This window comes from Frederiksenia canicola, assembly GCF_011455495.1.
In the GTDB taxonomy this organism is placed as follows: domain Bacteria; phylum Pseudomonadota; class Gammaproteobacteria; order Enterobacterales; family Pasteurellaceae; genus Frederiksenia; species Frederiksenia canicola.
In genome coordinates this window covers 1572093-1587195 of sequence record NZ_CP015029.1, presented here as the reverse complement: position 1 = coordinate 1587195, position 15103 = coordinate 1572093, and the positions used below count along the sequence as shown (strand labels likewise).

General features: G+C 39.6%; 13 protein-coding genes, 1 tRNA gene and 1 riboswitch. Of the genes, 10 read left to right on the top strand and 4 right to left on the bottom strand.

From position 1 onward, the window contains the following. Nucleotides 1–42: 42 nt before the first annotated feature. From ypfJ to tsaB, 3 genes are all read left to right on the top strand, one after another. Nucleotides 43–903 (top strand): KPN_02809 family neutral zinc metallopeptidase, encoded by an 861-nt coding sequence (gene ypfJ, locus A4G17_RS07770; RefSeq protein WP_123956139.1) that lies wholly within the window; start codon nt 43–45, stop codon nt 901–903. 86 nt (nt 904–989) lie between these two features. Then, nucleotides 990–2057: a 3-deoxy-7-phosphoheptulonate synthase AroG gene (gene aroG, locus A4G17_RS07765; protein ID WP_123956140.1), complete on the top strand. Its 1068-nt coding sequence runs from the start codon at nt 990–992 to the stop codon at nt 2055–2057. 64 nt (nt 2058–2121) lie between these two features. Continuing rightward, the gene (tsaB, locus tag A4G17_RS07760) at nt 2122–2814 is read left to right on the top strand and encodes a tRNA (adenosine(37)-N6)-threonylcarbamoyltransferase complex dimerization subunit type 1 TsaB (protein WP_123956141.1); all 693 of its coding nucleotides are present in this window, start codon (nt 2122–2124) and stop codon (nt 2812–2814) included. A gap of 69 nt (nt 2815–2883) precedes the next feature. Here the strand turns inward: tsaB and lysC are convergent, their stop codons facing one another. Continuing rightward, nucleotides 2884–4236, bottom strand: a complete 1353-nt coding sequence (lysC, locus tag A4G17_RS07755) for a lysine-sensitive aspartokinase 3 (RefSeq protein ID WP_123956142.1) — start codon at nt 4234–4236, stop codon at nt 2884–2886. A gap of 75 nt (nt 4237–4311) precedes the next feature. Beyond that, nucleotides 4312–4492: riboswitch (Lysine riboswitch) on the bottom strand. Nucleotides 4493–4700: 208 nt separating this feature from the next. Between lysC and mepA the strand changes: the two genes are divergently transcribed. The 5 genes from mepA to A4G17_RS07730 all read left to right on the top strand — a co-directional run bounded on the left by mepA (nt 4701) and on the right by A4G17_RS07730 (nt 8529). After that, nucleotides 4701–5528: a penicillin-insensitive murein endopeptidase gene (gene mepA / locus A4G17_RS07750; protein ID WP_123956143.1), complete on the top strand. Its 828-nt coding sequence runs from the start codon at nt 4701–4703 to the stop codon at nt 5526–5528. Between the two features lie 72 nt (nt 5529–5600). Then, complete coding sequence (locus A4G17_RS07745) at nt 5601–7520, top strand: DNA topoisomerase III (protein ID WP_123956144.1); 1920 nt, start codon at nt 5601–5603, stop codon at nt 7518–7520. A 126-nt stretch (nt 7521–7646) separates the two neighbouring features. Beyond that, a complete protein-coding gene (gene secG / locus A4G17_RS07740) occupies nt 7647–7976 on the top strand; it encodes a preprotein translocase subunit SecG (RefSeq protein WP_123956145.1) in 330 nt (109 codons plus the stop codon). A 9-nt stretch (nt 7977–7985) separates the two neighbouring features. Continuing rightward, nucleotides 7986–8071: transfer RNA gene (locus A4G17_RS07735), tRNA-Leu, on the top strand. 26 nt (nt 8072–8097) lie between these two features. Then, nucleotides 8098–8529, top strand: a complete 432-nt coding sequence (locus tag A4G17_RS07730) for a hypothetical protein (RefSeq protein ID WP_123956146.1) — start codon at nt 8098–8100, stop codon at nt 8527–8529. 196 nt (nt 8530–8725) lie between these two features. Here the strand turns inward: A4G17_RS07730 and rnd are convergent, their stop codons facing one another. Next, nucleotides 8726–9865 carry a ribonuclease D gene (rnd, locus tag A4G17_RS07725; RefSeq protein ID WP_123956147.1) on the bottom strand — a complete coding sequence of 380 codons (1140 nt, stop codon included), beginning with the start codon at nt 9863–9865 and terminating at the stop codon, nt 8726–8728. A 180-nt stretch (nt 9866–10045) separates the two neighbouring features. On the opposite strand from rnd, the gene A4G17_RS07720 reads away from it, so the two are divergent. Together A4G17_RS07720 and bioD are read left to right on the top strand one after the other, a co-directional pair. Beyond that, nucleotides 10046–11248 carry an ROK family protein gene (locus tag A4G17_RS07720; RefSeq protein WP_123956148.1) on the top strand — a complete coding sequence of 401 codons (1203 nt, stop codon included), beginning with the start codon at nt 10046–10048 and terminating at the stop codon, nt 11246–11248. Between the two features lie 45 nt (nt 11249–11293). After that, nucleotides 11294–12013 carry a dethiobiotin synthase gene (bioD, locus tag A4G17_RS07715; RefSeq protein ID WP_123956149.1) on the top strand — a complete coding sequence of 240 codons (720 nt, stop codon included), beginning with the start codon at nt 11294–11296 and terminating at the stop codon, nt 12011–12013. 69 nt (nt 12014–12082) lie between these two features. On the opposite strand, the gene A4G17_RS07710 is transcribed toward bioD, so the two are convergent. Together A4G17_RS07710 and yciH are read right to left on the bottom strand one after the other, a co-directional pair. Further along, entirely contained in the window at nt 12083–14485 is a 2403-nt protein-coding gene (locus tag A4G17_RS07710; protein WP_123956150.1) for a sialidase family protein, read from the bottom strand. Between the two features lie 305 nt (nt 14486–14790). After that, nucleotides 14791–15102: a stress response translation initiation inhibitor YciH gene (yciH, locus tag A4G17_RS07705; protein ID WP_123956151.1), complete on the bottom strand. Its 312-nt coding sequence runs from the start codon at nt 15100–15102 to the stop codon at nt 14791–14793. Nucleotide 15103: the final 1 nt, after the last annotated feature.

The following is a 15103-nucleotide window of genomic DNA, read 5'->3' as shown; positions in this document are numbered from 1 at the left end:
ACAAGCCTAAGTGGTTCAAAGGAAAATAAAAAGGAAAACAAAATGCGTTTAGATGATGAAAGAGAAAGTCGTAATGTGGAAGATCGCCGTGGACAATCTGGTTTTGGTGGGGGGCGAAGAGTTTCTGTTGGACGTGGAAAGGGCAGTATTTTAGGCTTTATTATCTTGTTGGTCGGGGCTTATTATGGTGTGGATTTATCAGGGATTGTCGGTTTTGGTCAAGAAGAAACGTATCAGCAGCAGGAGCAGAGTAGCTATCGATCATCATCTGAAGAAGCAGAACTCAATACCTTGTCACGCAAAGTGTTGGCAACAACAGAAAGAGTATGGGGTAATTACTTTCGTCAAAGTGGGATGACTTATCGTGAACCAACGTTGGTACTGTATCGGGGAGCAACTCAAACCGCTTGTGGTACAGGGCAATCTGTGATGGGGCCCTTTTATTGTCCTGTTGATGAAAAAATCTATCTAGATTTATCATTTTATGATGATATGAAACACAAACTCAAAGCAGCAGGGGATTTTGCTTTTGCTTATGTAATTGCTCATGAAGTGGGACATCATATTCAACATCAATTAGGTATTACAGAGCAAACTCAAAAGGCACAACGTAACGCTTCTAGCAGGAAAGAAGCTAATCGGATTTCAGTGAGTGTAGAACTACAGGCCGACTGTTTTGCGGGGGTGTGGGGCTATCACATTCAGAAAGAAGGGCGTTTGGAAGCAGGAGATGTGGAAGAGGCGTTTTTAGCAGCTGAAGCCGTAGGCGATGATCGCTTGCAGAAACAAAGCCAAGGTAGAGTGATTCCTGATAGTTTTACCCATGGTTCTTCTGCACAACGCTTAGCGTGGTTTAGAAAAGGATTGCAATCTGGAAACCCAAATGTTTGTGATACTTTTTAATCATTTGCTCACAAATTTTTGACAATTCATAACGATTGCTCTAGTTTAGCGGTACTTTGTGAGCACTATAAAAATAAAGAGAAAATATGACATACAGAAACGATGATATTCGTATCAACCACATTGAAGAATTGCTGCCACCTGTGGCATTGTTAGAGCGTTTTCCTGCCAGCGATGTGGCGGCGGATACCGTGGCAAAAGCCCGTTTGGCGGTTAATCGCATTTTATCGGGTGAAGATGACCGCTTGTTAGTGGTGATTGGGCCTTGCTCCATTCACGATCCTGAAGCAGCATTAGACTATGCGAAAAAAATCCAAGCGATCCGAGCCAATCCGCAAATTAATCAACATCTAGAAGTTGTAATGCGAGTCTATTTTGAGAAACCCCGCACCACAGTGGGCTGGAAAGGGCTAATTAACGACCCGTATTTAAACGAAACCTTTGCATTGAATGACGGTTTACGCATTGCCCGCAAAGTGCTTTCCGACATCAATGATCTCTCCGTTCCCGCAGCGGGGGAGTTTTTGGATATGATCACCCCGCAATATGTTGCTGATTTTATGAGCTGGGGGGCGATTGGGGCGAGAACCACAGAATCGCAAGTGCATCGTGAATTGGCTTCCGGGCTTTCCTGTGCGGTCGGCTTTAAAAATGCTACCAACGGCAGTGTGAAAATTGCCTTAGACGCCATCGGTGCTGCTGAAGCCCCGCACCATTTCTTATCTGTGACCAAATTTGGACATTCTGCTATTGTTTCCACCGCGGGCAATCCAGACTGCCACATCATTTTGCGTGGTGGTGATAGTGGTACGAATTACGATGCGGCTTCGATCGAAAAAGTTTGTGCTGACATCGAAAAATCCGGTCGCCGTCCGCATGTGATGGTCGATTTCAGTCATGCCAATAGTCAGAAACAATTCAAACGTCAGCTTGATGTCTGCAATGATGTTGCCGCTCAAATTGCCAATGGATCGCACAAGATCTCAGGTGTAATGATTGAAAGCCATTTGGTTGAAGGCCGTCAAGATTTAGTCGAAGGCAAAGCACTCACTTACGGACAGAGCATTACCGATGCCTGTCTTGGCTGGGAAGATAGTGAAAAAGTACTATTCCAACTCGCCGATGCGGTGGCACAACGCCGTAACAAGCGGTAAGATCCAAATGATTTTTTGCAAATAGGATGAACAAAAGGGACGTACAACGTCCCTCTATATTTTTATGATGAAGACAATTTTAGTATTAGACACCGCCACTGAAGCCTGTTCTGTGGCGTTATTTCACCAAGGTAAAACCACTTTTTTAGATGAACTCAGCCCACGTACGCATACGCAGCGGATTTTACCGATGGTTGATGAGTTGTTATCGCAAGCGGGTATTTCTCTGAAAGAGGTCGATGTACTTGGATTTGGGCGTGGGCCGGGTAGTTTTACGGGTGTGCGAGTGGGCGTGGGAATTGCTCAAGGCTTAGCAATGGGAGCGGAATTGCCCGTGGTGCCCGTGTCTAATTTATTGGCGATGGCAGAGGCGGCGTATCAACAGCAAGGTGCAACAGAAGTGGTTGCGTTGATTGATGCTCGAATGAACGAAGTCTATTTCGCACAATTTAGCCGTAGCGAAAAGGGCTGGCAAACGTTGGTGGCAGAGCAAGTCTGCTCGCCAGAAAAGGCGATTGCACAAATTCAGGCAGCGCGTCAGCCAACGGTAGTTGGTACGGGTTGGGCAGCATATTTGCAATTTTCGGCGGCAAACTTACCGCTTGTGGTGAGCGACATCACCTTACCTTCCGCCCGTTTTATGTTGCCACTAGTGCAGCAAGCCGCAGCACAAGGGAAAACGCAATCAGCCATGGAGATTGAACCTGTTTACCTTCGCAATGAAGTCACTTGGCAAAAATTACCACACAAGCGGTAAGATCCACCTAATTTTTTGCAAATAGCACAAGAAATAAAGGGGCGTTTAAAACGCCTCTTATTGTTTGAATTATTCAAACAGTGCTGAATGTAACGCCTGAATAATCTCGTCTGCCTCTTTATTTTTAACCAGTGTGCACACGTTATTCGTGCTAGCACCGTAGCTAATCAAACGTACATTATAAGGCGATAAGGTTTCAAATAACTGTTTAGCAATGCCTGCTTGTGTGTGTAGATTGTTACCAATAATGGCCACTAATGCTAAATCCGTTTCTACGTTCACTTTACACACTTCACGCAATTCTGCTAACAAGTCATCAGAAAGAATATCTAAACCTGACGATGTTGAACCCGTTTTATCAAGCGTGATTGCAATGCTGACTTCTGAAGTTGTGACGACATCTACGGAAATTTTATGTTTTGCCAAAATGGTAAAGACATTCGCTAAGAAGCCTTGTGAATGCAACATACTGAGACTGGAAAGGGTCAGCAAAATTTGGTTGCGACGTAAGGCGAGAGCTCGGAATGTTGGACGTGGTTGTGGATCACGAGTTACCCAAGTTCCTCCTTGTTCGGGAGCTTTGCTTGACCCCACAAAAACAGGGATATTGCTGCGTACAGCAGGTAAAAGTGTCGCGGGGTGGAGCACTTTCGCCCCGAATGTTGCCATTTCCGCTGCTTCATTAAAACTGATGGTATCAATTCTCTTAGCTGCAGAAACAATGCGTGGGTCGGTGGTATAAATACCAGGGACATCGGTCCAAATCAACACATCATTGGCATTCAGCACTTCTGCAAGTAATGCTGCTGAGTAGTCGCTGCCACCACGACCAAGCGTGGTTGTTTTACCTTCATCATCCCGACCAATAAAACCTTGGGTAATCACCACTTTACCTTGTTCTAGCAAGGGTTTAATCACTGCATTCGTTTGCTGAACGGTTTTTTCATCATTCGGAGCCGCTTTTCCGAAGTGACTATCTGTCGCCACAACGTCACGCACATCAACCCATACTGCAGGGAAATTACGTTCATTGAGTAATTGCGTAAAAATGCAGGTAGACATCATCTCACCGTGACAAATAATTTCATCCGTTAAGGCAAGGGAAGTGGCAAGGCTAGCTGATTCAGCAAGTGCTTTAATGTGTGTTAAATAGTGTTCGATTTTTTCAATCACCATTTCAGGCTTTTGAAGCTTTTCAATAATGTTAAACTGAATTGTTCTTACGGCATTTAAAATGTCGTTGCGTCGTGAAAGTTCACAGCCATTGGCAAGCTCAACTAAATAGTTAGTTACGCCCGCGGAAGCTGAAAGCACGACGACCCGAGTATTTGTATCAGCTGTGATAATATCGGCACAAGCTGACATTGCATCAAAGTTGGCAACGCTGGTACCACCAAATTTAGCAACGGAAAGATGAGGCATATTTAGAATTTCCTATAAAAAAGCATTGTGTTTACAGGAGATATGAGTGGCAAGAAAATTGGGGAAACATTGACACCAATTAAGAGCGCTCCGTTTAGTTGGCGACCAAACGACAGCTGATAGGATTCAACCTACTCAGCCGATGCTTATTCCTTCTCTAGCGAACTCACATCTCGGCAATCATTCCCATCACTTGTCTTCAAACGGTCTAGCTCCCTAAAACAAGTTACCTGAATGTTGCACCTCTCCCGCTATAATGAACCATTATAACTTTCTTTCGCTAAGAGCGAAAAACGGAGCTATAAATAACTTTTTCTTATTTTAATGTCAAATAAAATTTATGCGTTTAGCAATGAATTGCAACAAGCGGTGTAATTTTAATCAGCAAGCGGTCAGTTTAGCTTTTGATTTTGCAATTTGATTACACTAGAATGCTCATGATGTTGTTTATATTAGGAAAGCAGATGAAATTTTTTAATATTGCCCTAGCCAGTAGTGTAGTGGCATTTTCTCTACATAGTGTAGCCACCCCGTGGGAATCGATTCGGACTCCAATTGCTGGCAAAGTGCAGTCTATTGGTGGGTATAGTAATGGATGTATTATTGGTGCAGAACCTTTAGCTCTCAAAGGCGAAGGCTATCAAGTGATTCGCTCGATCAAAAACCGTTATTACGGTCACCCGCAGTTGTTGAACTATTTGCTAAATCTAGGTAAAAGTGCCAAGGCTGCAGGAATTCCGCCTATTTTGATTGGTGATATGGGAATGCCTGCTGGTGGACGTTTTTCATCGGGACATGCCAGCCACCAAACGGGTTTAGATGCAGATATTTGGTTGCGTTTCGGTCCAATGGACGATGAAACGGCTCGTAATCCTGCGGGTTTGGCAACGATTATGGTTGATCATTCAACCAATGTCGTGAATGAAAAGTTATGGACAACCAACCATACTAAATTGTTGAAATTAGCAGCGTCAGATTACCGTGTCGATCGTATTTTTGTGAACCCCGCAATCAAAGTCAAACTGTGTAATACCGCAGGAACTGATCGTGATTGGCTTCGCAAAATTCGCCCTTGGTACGCACACGACTCGCACTTTCATGTTCGTTTAACTTGCCCTGCTGACGCACCAAATTGTGAAAATCAAGCCCCCGTGCCTGCAGGTGATGGTTGTGGTGCAGAGCTTTATTCATGGTTCGAACCAGCTAAGCCATCCAGTACGCCAAAATCAAAAACGTTGCCACAACCGCCGCAATTGTGCCAAATGATCCTGTCTCAGCAGGGCTTCAATTAATCACAAATTTTGACCGTTTGTCCCTTACAAGCGGTCAGATTCTCTCAATTTTTTGCAAATCGGAACTATCCATTGAAACTATTCATCGCCGAAAAACCAAGCCTAGGCAGAGCTATCGCCCAAGTGTTACCTAAACCACATCACAATAAAGATGGTTTTATTGAGTGTGGTGAAGGCAATGTGGTGACATGGTGTATTGGGCATTTGCTTGAACAGGCTGAACCTGATGCATACGATGAACGTTTTAAGATCTGGCGAATGGAACATTTGCCGATTGTGCCAGAACAGTGGAAGCTGATCCCCAAAAAAGAGACGCTCAAGCAATTCAAAGTAGTGGAACGCTTGGTAAAACAGGCAGATCAACTGATTCACGCAGGCGATCCTGACCGAGAAGGGCAGTTGCTAGTAGACGAAGTGTTCGGTTATCTCAATTTGCCCACTGAAAAACGTTCGCAAATTCAACGCTGTCTGATTAGCGATCTTAACCCAAGTGCCGTACAAAAAGCGGTGGAAAAATTGCAAAGTAATCGGGATTTTATCCCACTTGCTACTTCTGCCTTGGCCAGGGCGAGAGCCGATTGGCTTTATGGCATCAATATGACTCGAGCCTATACGCTCCAAGGACGTTGGGCAGGCTACAAAGGTGTGCTGTCAGTTGGAAGAGTACAAACCCCCGTTCTAGGCATGATTGTGCGACGGGATCTCGAAATCGAAAATTTCGTGCCCAAAGACTATTTCGAAGTGCTAGCACACATCATTGTGCCTGAAACACAGGAACGATTTACGGCACAATGGCAGCCGAGCAAGGCGTGTGAAGATTATCAAGATGATGAGGGTAGGGTACTATCCCAACCGCTGGCAGAAAATGTAGTAAAACGTATCGAAAATCAGCCCGCTTGCGTTATCGATTATCAAGATAAAATCGAAACCGAAATAGCACCATTACCTTATTCGCTTTCGGCATTACAGATTGATGCTGCCCGCCGTTTTGGACTTTCCGCTCAGGCGGTACTCGATATTTGCCAAAAATTATACGAAACTCACAAGCTAATCACTTATCCCCGTTCCGACAATCGCTATTTGCCGAATGAGCATTTTGCCGAACGTTTGAAAGTGATGGCTGCTATTGCACATCATTTGACTGAATATACTGAAAAGCCTGAGGCGGTTGATCCTAATCGCAAAAATCGTTGCTGGAACGACAGTAAGGTTGAAGCTCACCACGCAATTATTCCAACGGCTAGGCAGGGCAATGTGCATCTCACCGACAATGAACGGCGAATTTACCAACTAATTGCTCGTCAATATCTGCTGCAATTTTGTCCAGATGCTGAATATCGCAAAGGTAAAATTATTCTAAATATCGCAGGTGGTACCTTTGCAACACAAGCTAGAAACTTAATTGTAGCGGGCTGGAAAGCATTGCTCGGTAAAGAGGATAGCGACGAAGTGGCTGAACCGTTGCTGCCTCTGGTGAAAAAAGATCAACAACTACATTGTGAAAAAGGTGAAATCGTCAGCAAAAAAACGCAACCACCACGTCCTTTTAGCGATGCTACGTTGCTTTCTGCGATGACAGGAATTGCCCGTTTTGTGCAAGACAAACAGCTCAAGAAGGTGTTAAGGGAAACTGACGGGCTCGGCACCGAAGCGACACGAGCGGGGATTATTGAATTACTGTTCAAGCGGGGATTTTTAATCAAAAAGGGGAGAAGCATTCACAGCACCGAAGCAGGTAGAACCTTGATTGCTGCTTTACCTGAAACCGCAACCCAGCCAGATATGACGGCTCATTGGGAAATGCAGCTCACCGATATCAGCAAAAAACAAGCAAGTTATCAACAGTTCATAGCCGATCTCAATAAGCAGTTGCCTAGCTTACTACATTCACCAAATCGAATGGTATTGCAAAATTTAGCGAGAATCATACCGCTTGTAACGACATCTAAAGGGCAGAGTAGTCGAAAAAACGTGAAATCTGCCGAAAAATAAGTCGAACGTTAAAAAATTCACGAAAATTTCCTTGCAAGCCTTAGCGTAACGCTATATGATGCACACATCGAAACGAACTCTGCCATGCAGAGTTTTCTTTTGAACAGAATTTAAAAAGAGACAACAATGTTAATCAATTTTCTAACTATTGCTTATCTCGTTGTAGCAGTTTTCCTAATCGGATTTATCTTAATCCAACAAGGAAAAGGGGCAGATGCAGGTGCATCATTTGGTGCAGGTGCAGCAGGAACCGTATTTGGTTCAGCAGGTTCAGCAAATTTTTTATCAAGAACTACAGCGATTTTAGCAATTATTTTTTTCGGCATTAGTTTAGTGATTGGCAACTTAAACACTCACACAGCATCACCAAAAAGCCAGTTTGAAGATTTAAGTCAAGTAGAACAAAAACAAGAAGTGCCAGCAGTTAAAACTGAAAATAGCGATATCCCGCAATAAAAAATTCACGCTCTGGTGGTGGAATTGGTAGACACGCTATCTTGAGGGGGTAGTGTCCAGAGGATGTGCGAGTTCGAGTCTCGCCCAGAGCACCATTTGACCTTTCGCAATGTTTTGTAACTTGTCGAAAAAATCAAACAAAGCCTTGAAGCAAAACGTTTCAAGGCTTTTTTCTTATCTTAACCGTTCGCAACTTTTCGTTTCCAACCGTAAATTTTGGTTACAGGATCTATCAGCATTATTTTATGAAGACAGAGAGGAGAATAATATAGTGAAAGAAGCGATGAATTTATTGAAAGATACCTGCGTTTTGGCGTTTAAGCTCTATATTTTATTACCTTTGTTCTTGTTTGGCTCCATCATTTTAGTCTTTACTTTCTCATCACTCACTCTTAATGATGTGTTTTCTACAAAAGGAGCTTATTGGTTTGTTGTGACAGTGGTTGGCATATTCAGCGTTAAATCCAAACGGTTTTTTATCGCCTTTTTAATCAGTCTAGCACTGTTTCTACTATTTGGTGGCATAGATTATATCCACGATTGGATATACTAATTTAATTTTAACTTATAACCCTGCTTATGCGGGGTTTTTATTACCTAAAAAAGAATAATTTATGAGGAGGCTTGCAAATTTTAGGTAAGGTTGTAGCTGCCCTTGATTTATTTAACATAATATATATTATGCGCACAATATTCACATAACATATTGATTCAAAAGAATTATTTAAATTCACTTACAAAAAATTTTACTATTGGTTTGCCTGCAGAAAAATTCGGTATTTTTCCAATAATCGATTACCGAATTCTGAACGCCATCCGAATAATAATTCAGGTTTCTGGTCTTGTGGTTGACCTTGCATTTGCCATTTAAATAATTGTTCTAGCTGACGTTTACTTGCAAAAACCTCCGTTGGTAAGTCTTGCGGTTGACATTCTTGAACAGCTTTCTTTAAAAAATGCATATCACGTTTATAATGAGGTGCATCGATCAAGCGATGAATAGGTTCAGGATAGTTTTCTGCTGCAATATTTTTTGCTTGTTCAACAAGTAATAATAATTTTTTGCCATGAAGTCGAACTTCATTTGGGTGCATAAATTCCAATAAACAAGCGGTATGTTTAGGCTGAAGTTTTGCAATTTGCAATAGAGACTGCTCTTTTACCACAAAATTTAAAGCTAAATCTCGTTTTTGTGCTTCTTTATATCGCCAATTCTCAAGAAGCTGTAGCACTGAAAGTTGTTGAGAGTTCAGCTGCCATGCATTACCAATTTTTTTATATGCTTTATCAACGTCAAATTCTATTAGTTTTTTCGCTTTCAAATAATGGCACTCTTCTTCGACTGCTTTTTGCCAACAGGTTTGAATTAGCGATACTTGCATTTTTTGATATATTGGTAACAAGTACCGTACATCTGCAGCTGCATATTGGAGCTGCTTTTCATTTAATGGGCGAGCTAGCCAGTCCGTACGTGATGAAGACTTATCTAGTTTAATTTGATAATAGTGATCAACAAGTTTAGAAAATCCAACAGATATGCCTAGTCCAATAAACTTACCGATCACTTGAGTATCGATCATAGGCTCTGGTAACTGATTAAAATAATGTTGGAAGACTTCTAAATCTTCACCACAGGCATGTAACACTTTAAGAATATTTGGATTTTTTAGTAGTTCTATGAATGGGGTAAAATCAGAGATAGTAAGTGGGTCAATAAGATAAACCTTTTTACCATCAAATAGTTGTAAAAGTCCTAACTTAGGAAAGAATGAACGAATACGAACAAACTCAGTATCTAATGCCACTACACTTGCATGCTTACAATCTCGACAAGCAATTATTAGTTTCTCATTAGTATCAATCCAATTAAAATCAATATGTTGATTCATCCCGCCTTTCCTTATTGTTGAAATTCACCCACTTTTTGTTCAAAAAATGTATTTTCTTCGTTTTATAAAATAAATTTTGTGAGTTCTCTCTCATAATTTATTCAAAATATTTGCCATTTTATCCAAAGATTGGAAAATACAAAACTCTCTTATGGAGCAGATAATTATAAAAGGTTTTATATGAAAACGGCATCTAACGATTATAAATTTCAGCATTTAGGACAGGTCTATCAGCTTATTGAGCAATTTGAGCTTATTTCTCGAACAGATTTGGCAAAATTATCAGGTTACGCACCTGCATCGATTACGGGTCTTAGCAAGCAGCTAATTGATCATAAATTAGTGCTTGAACGCACGGCTCAAAATTTACCCAGTCGAGGGCGTCCTGCGGTAGGCTTATCACTCTCTTCTTTTCATTGGCGTTATATCTGTATGATTTTGTCTGAAACTGATATTTCAATTTTTTTATGTGAATTATCTGGTAAAGCTATTCATCAGCAAAGATATACCCTGAACTTATCTCGTACTGAACTGTTAGAAAGCGTGACAACGTCTCTAAAAAATTTCTTACAATATTGCTCTGTTGAATTAGAATATGTTTTAGCTATGTCTGTTAGTGTTATTGGGAAGCTGAATCGAGATAAAACAGGTGTAGTACGATTAGGTAATAAAACATTAGATGTTGAATTATTCAGTGCATTGCAGATGTTGGTGGATAAACCCGTCTATTTAAATGAACATTTCCAGCTTTGGTTATTGGCTGAGTCTGCATTAGGTAGCTTAATTAGTCATGATGATGTGATTTTCTTGCAGTTAGACGAAGCCATTAATTTGAGTGTGTTACTTCGTGGCGAATTGCTTCACCGTGATGAGCATAAACGGATGAATGTGGATAAAATGTTAATGCCCAAATTTGGCGAGTTGAGTGACTTTATTGGCGAAAATTTAAATGAAATGGAACGTTATCAACTTGCCAATCAAATTACGTTTAATGCATTAGTCAAGGCAATAGATCATTATTTACCGAACCCTTTTGGTACTATCCGTCAAAAAATAGAATGGTTCTGCAAGCACATTCAAAAAGAAAATGCTGCTGCCCTACATATTTTAGAGCATATTGCAGATAATCTTTCTTACATGTTGCTTAATCTCATTAATCTTTTTTCGACGGAAAAAATTATGTTCTGTTCACCTCTACTCTCTATACAGACCGCATTATTTGAAAAAATAAGAGAAAAAATTGTGGTGAACTTGCGTCAAGATGATCTCAATATTGATTTAGTCACAAGCCAATATGAATGGAACAGTCCGCTCATTCCATCTGCTGCAATAAAATATGAAATTTATGCCGGAAATTTGATTCAGAACATAATTAAATTGTAAAAAGTTCGTTAAACTTCGCCCCACTTTTTTTATTCGAGAATCAAAATGCCAGCGATATTTATTGCGGGGACGGATACTAATGTGGGCAAGACCATTGTTACCCGAGCCTTATTACAAACAGTTTCTAAATATGAAATTCCAGTAGTTGGATATAAACCTATAGCTTGTGGTGGTGATGATTCACTACCCACCGAGCCGAATAATGATGACTATGCTTGCGAAGATAATAAGGATGTACTGATAATTCAGGATAGTTGCGTATATCCTGTACAATACAAAGAGATTAACAGCTATTCGTTTATCCACTCAAGTACCCCCGTCTTTGCTGCACTCGATGCGGTTCGCCATATATCAAGTAATAAGTTAGATAAAGACTTAGCACATTTGCAGCAGAAATATAATAATGTAATTGTTGAAGGAACATATGGTTGGCTTACGCCCATAAATCGAGGACTGAGTTTTGCGGAATGGGTTAAGCGTAATCAAATGCCTGTTGTCTTAGTTGTGGGTATTAAAGAAGGTTGTGTTAATCATGCATTACTCACTGCATATGCGATTCAACAACAAGGATGTACATTACTAGGATGGGTAGCCAATCGAGTTAATCCAGGGCTTCGTCATTATTTTGAACTCATTGAGCTTCTCTCTCAACGAATTGATGCTCCATTATTAGGACAAATTCCGTATTTAGGCAGCCCAGATAAGAAGGAGCTTTCACAATATATCCAAAATCCAGAACCATTATTAAATTATTTTAAAAAATAGCTAGCGTCTATTATTAGACTAAAATAAAAAACCTAGACATTTTAAAAATGTCTAGGTTTTTTTACAACCTTACCAGTTATAACTGAGATTTACTCCAATATTTACATCAGATGACTGAGAGCCATACTTTTGTAATTTAATTTTAGAGCCAACAGACACATTTTTGAATTTTTTCTCAATACTTGTTGTTAACCCATAAACTAGGTTGCTTGATTTTACTTCATATTGATTTTGTTCATAATTGGCTTGCGATAATGTACTACTATCGTTTAGTAATGCAACACTAGGTCTAATATCTACTTTAACTCCAGATAATTGATAACCAATATTTATTCCAACATCGCCACCAAATACAAATCTTTTATTCATTGCTACATCCTCATCCAATAATGTACGAGATGAAAAAGAGCCATAAACACCTACGAATGGGCTAACAGTGAGTTGATTATCAACAGCAAATTGTCGAGCATAATTTAGATATAAATCAACATTGTTGTTTTTGCCTGCTATATCTTCATGTTTAACGCTTCTATAACGAACAAAACTAGATAATGTATTATTGTTGTTGTCGTACTTCGCTCTCAGCCCAACAGTTTTTGTTTTACCTTCTTTAGAACGTTGTTCAAAGAAAACTCCAACAGCACTATTCTCAGAAATATCCGTATTTAATCCTAATGCAACTGAAGGATTATATTTTTTATTCTTTAACATTGAATCATATTCAATAAAAACTTTATCATATGAACTATAAAGAATATCGTTGTTATAACTATTTAATTTTTTAGCCTGATTAACATAATTAGAAAAATCTAATTTTGTATCTAGTGCTAAAAAATAGCTATTTAACATATTTTCTAAGTTTGCTATTCCGAAATAATCAATGAATTGTGGACTTTCATTACCTGTCAAATTAGAAACTTCATCTAAATATTCATTAAAAGCTCTAATTTTAGACGGCATTGCCGTTGTTTTAGCTTTTGACTGTAAACTTAGGTTTTCAATTACGACTTTTAATTCTTTCATTTCTTGATTTAATACGAAAGATTGTGATACCGCATAATCATTAGCCTTACGCATTTTGGCAATGAGTTCATCTTTTTGCCCTTTATTAAGATATTCTAGAGCTTGTATTCTTTCGATTTCATGAGATATTTCATCAGGTAGTCCCCATTCAAGTGCTTTATTTTCAATAGTTGAAAGATACTCTGTTAAGTTCTTAACCGTAATATCACCATCATCTTCAAATGCCACAAAAAGATTTCCCTCTTTATATGCTAAAGAAGAATACCCTGCTCCTTTTGGATTCCCTGACCCAGGTCGGATAATAGTTACTTGATGCTTATGTTCTGGATTTTTTGCATCTAACATCCAAAGTGCTAAGTTACCTCTAGCCCAATTATCGTGATTACCATTTGGTTTAGAGACTAATAATACTCGACGTCCATTTGGCAAAGTAACATAGATAGAAGACCCCTGAGTGGGTTGTGCTGTACTGGAACTAAATTCATTAACAGGTTCATAGAGATTCCAAGTTTTACCAAGATCTTCTGTGTAATAGGCCCATCTACCTTTAGCCTGATCGCGTCCAAGTCGATCTTCTCTTCCTGTCATAACAAGTTTAGATCCTATCTCAAATACCATATTTTCTAAAGAGATTTGATTTGGAGCTACTGGCGTTGTGGTTTCAGGCATATCCCACGTTTTTCCATTATCTTTTGAATACATAATTGTTGTCGCAATGCCATTTAAGTGAGCAGTCTGAATTGGGAATACCAATGTTCCATCTTTCATTACAATACCACTTCCTACACCACCTAAAAATGCAACAGTTTGATTTCCCGCTCCCTTTTGAACTTTTGCAAACACTTCATTATTAATATTCTTGCTAAACTCTGCATTCTTATTCCAAGTGTAACCGCCATCTGTTGATTTATAGATAGTCGTAGCCCAAACATTGTCCCTATAGTAAGCAATTCTATCTCGATACCAGTTTTGAGAACCCGTTGACCAAGTTCCATGCATCACATATAAGCTACCATCAATACTATTATGTAAAATAGTTGGATCCATTGCTCTACGAAGAGGAAGTTTTGACTCATTAAAATTCCAAGCAGTTCTTTTTTCCCAGGTATGACCACCGTCTTCAGAAATAGCTACACCAGGGTCAATACGACCATGGTCAGTTGAGCCTCCCCAACGTAAGTCAAACATGACTACCATCTTATTATCATCAGTAATCGTCATAGCCGGAATTCGTGCATAAGGTAACGTCAGGCTGCCTGCGGCTTCACCATTTGGACCAATACCTGGCCAAGGTTTTCCTTCTGTATCTTGATGGAATCCCTCATGACCGATACTTTTCGCTACATTGGTTAAATTTTCATTTAAATCTGATTTCCAAAAACCATTTGCGAGTGTTGGTAATGGAAGAGATGCAGCTAGTGCAGATAATAAGAAAATACGGTTTTTCATGTTTTTCCCTTAATGTTGTGATGAATAATTTGCAATAGATATTTATAGTATCCTCAGTAATGCTCAGTTTTGATGGAAACACTCCATAAAACTAAGCATTAGAGAATATATTCTTCAATACTATATTGTTCTATATAAAATCACAAAAACAAAAAGTAAAAAATGAGAAGTGGATCACGCTATTAATTTGTAAAAATTAATAGCGTAAAAAATGGATTTTTAAGAGCGACTGATAAAGTATTAAGAAAAGGTGGTTATGTTTTCGTATTACCGACTATTTGAATATAAGTTTATATAATCCAAAATCATCCACCTGAAAACTTAACCGTAAATCCTTTTTGTTCGAGAATTTGCTTCAGTTGATCTCGGTGATCGCCTTGGATTTCGATTATGCCATCTTTAACTGAACCGCCACACCCTGTTCGACGTTTTAGCTCAGAAGCAAGTGAAACAAGAGATTTATCGTCTAAATCAAGGCCTGTAATCACACAAACGCCTTTTCCTTTTCGCCCACTTGTTTGACGTTGTATGCGAATTATTCCATCACCTTTTGGTCGCTCAGGTTGCATTTTTTCTGGAATAATTCGTCCCTTTTCAGTTGAATACACTAATGCCATT

What these genes read in the sequence shown, in the direction of transcription:
- ypfJ (WP_123956139.1), top strand. Translation starts at nt 43, where the DNA reads ATGCGTTTAGATGATGAAAGAGAAAGTCGTAATGTGGAAGATCGCCGT.
- aroG (WP_123956140.1), top strand. Translation starts at nt 990, where the DNA reads ATGACATACAGAAACGATGATATTCGTATCAACCACATTGAAGAATTG.
- tsaB (WP_123956141.1), top strand. Translation starts at nt 2,122, where the DNA reads ATGATGAAGACAATTTTAGTATTAGACACCGCCACTGAAGCCTGTTCT.
- lysC (WP_123956142.1), bottom strand. Translation starts at nt 4,236, where the DNA reads ATGCCTCATCTTTCCGTTGCTAAATTTGGTGGTACCAGCGTTGCCAAC.
- mepA (WP_123956143.1), top strand. Translation starts at nt 4,701, where the DNA reads ATGAAATTTTTTAATATTGCCCTAGCCAGTAGTGTAGTGGCATTTTCT.
- secG (WP_123956145.1), top strand. Translation starts at nt 7,647, where the DNA reads ATGTTAATCAATTTTCTAACTATTGCTTATCTCGTTGTAGCAGTTTTC.
- rnd (WP_123956147.1), bottom strand. Translation starts at nt 9,865, where the DNA reads ATGAATCAACATATTGATTTTAATTGGATTGATACTAATGAGAAACTA.
- A4G17_RS07720 (WP_123956148.1), top strand. Translation starts at nt 10,046, where the DNA reads ATGAAAACGGCATCTAACGATTATAAATTTCAGCATTTAGGACAGGTC.
- bioD (WP_123956149.1), top strand. Translation starts at nt 11,294, where the DNA reads ATGCCAGCGATATTTATTGCGGGGACGGATACTAATGTGGGCAAGACC.
- A4G17_RS07710 (WP_123956150.1), bottom strand. Translation starts at nt 14,485, where the DNA reads ATGAAAAACCGTATTTTCTTATTATCTGCACTAGCTGCATCTCTTCCA.
- yciH (WP_123956151.1), bottom strand. Translation starts at nt 15,102, where the DNA reads ATGGCATTAGTGTATTCAACTGAAAAGGGACGAATTATTCCAGAAAAA.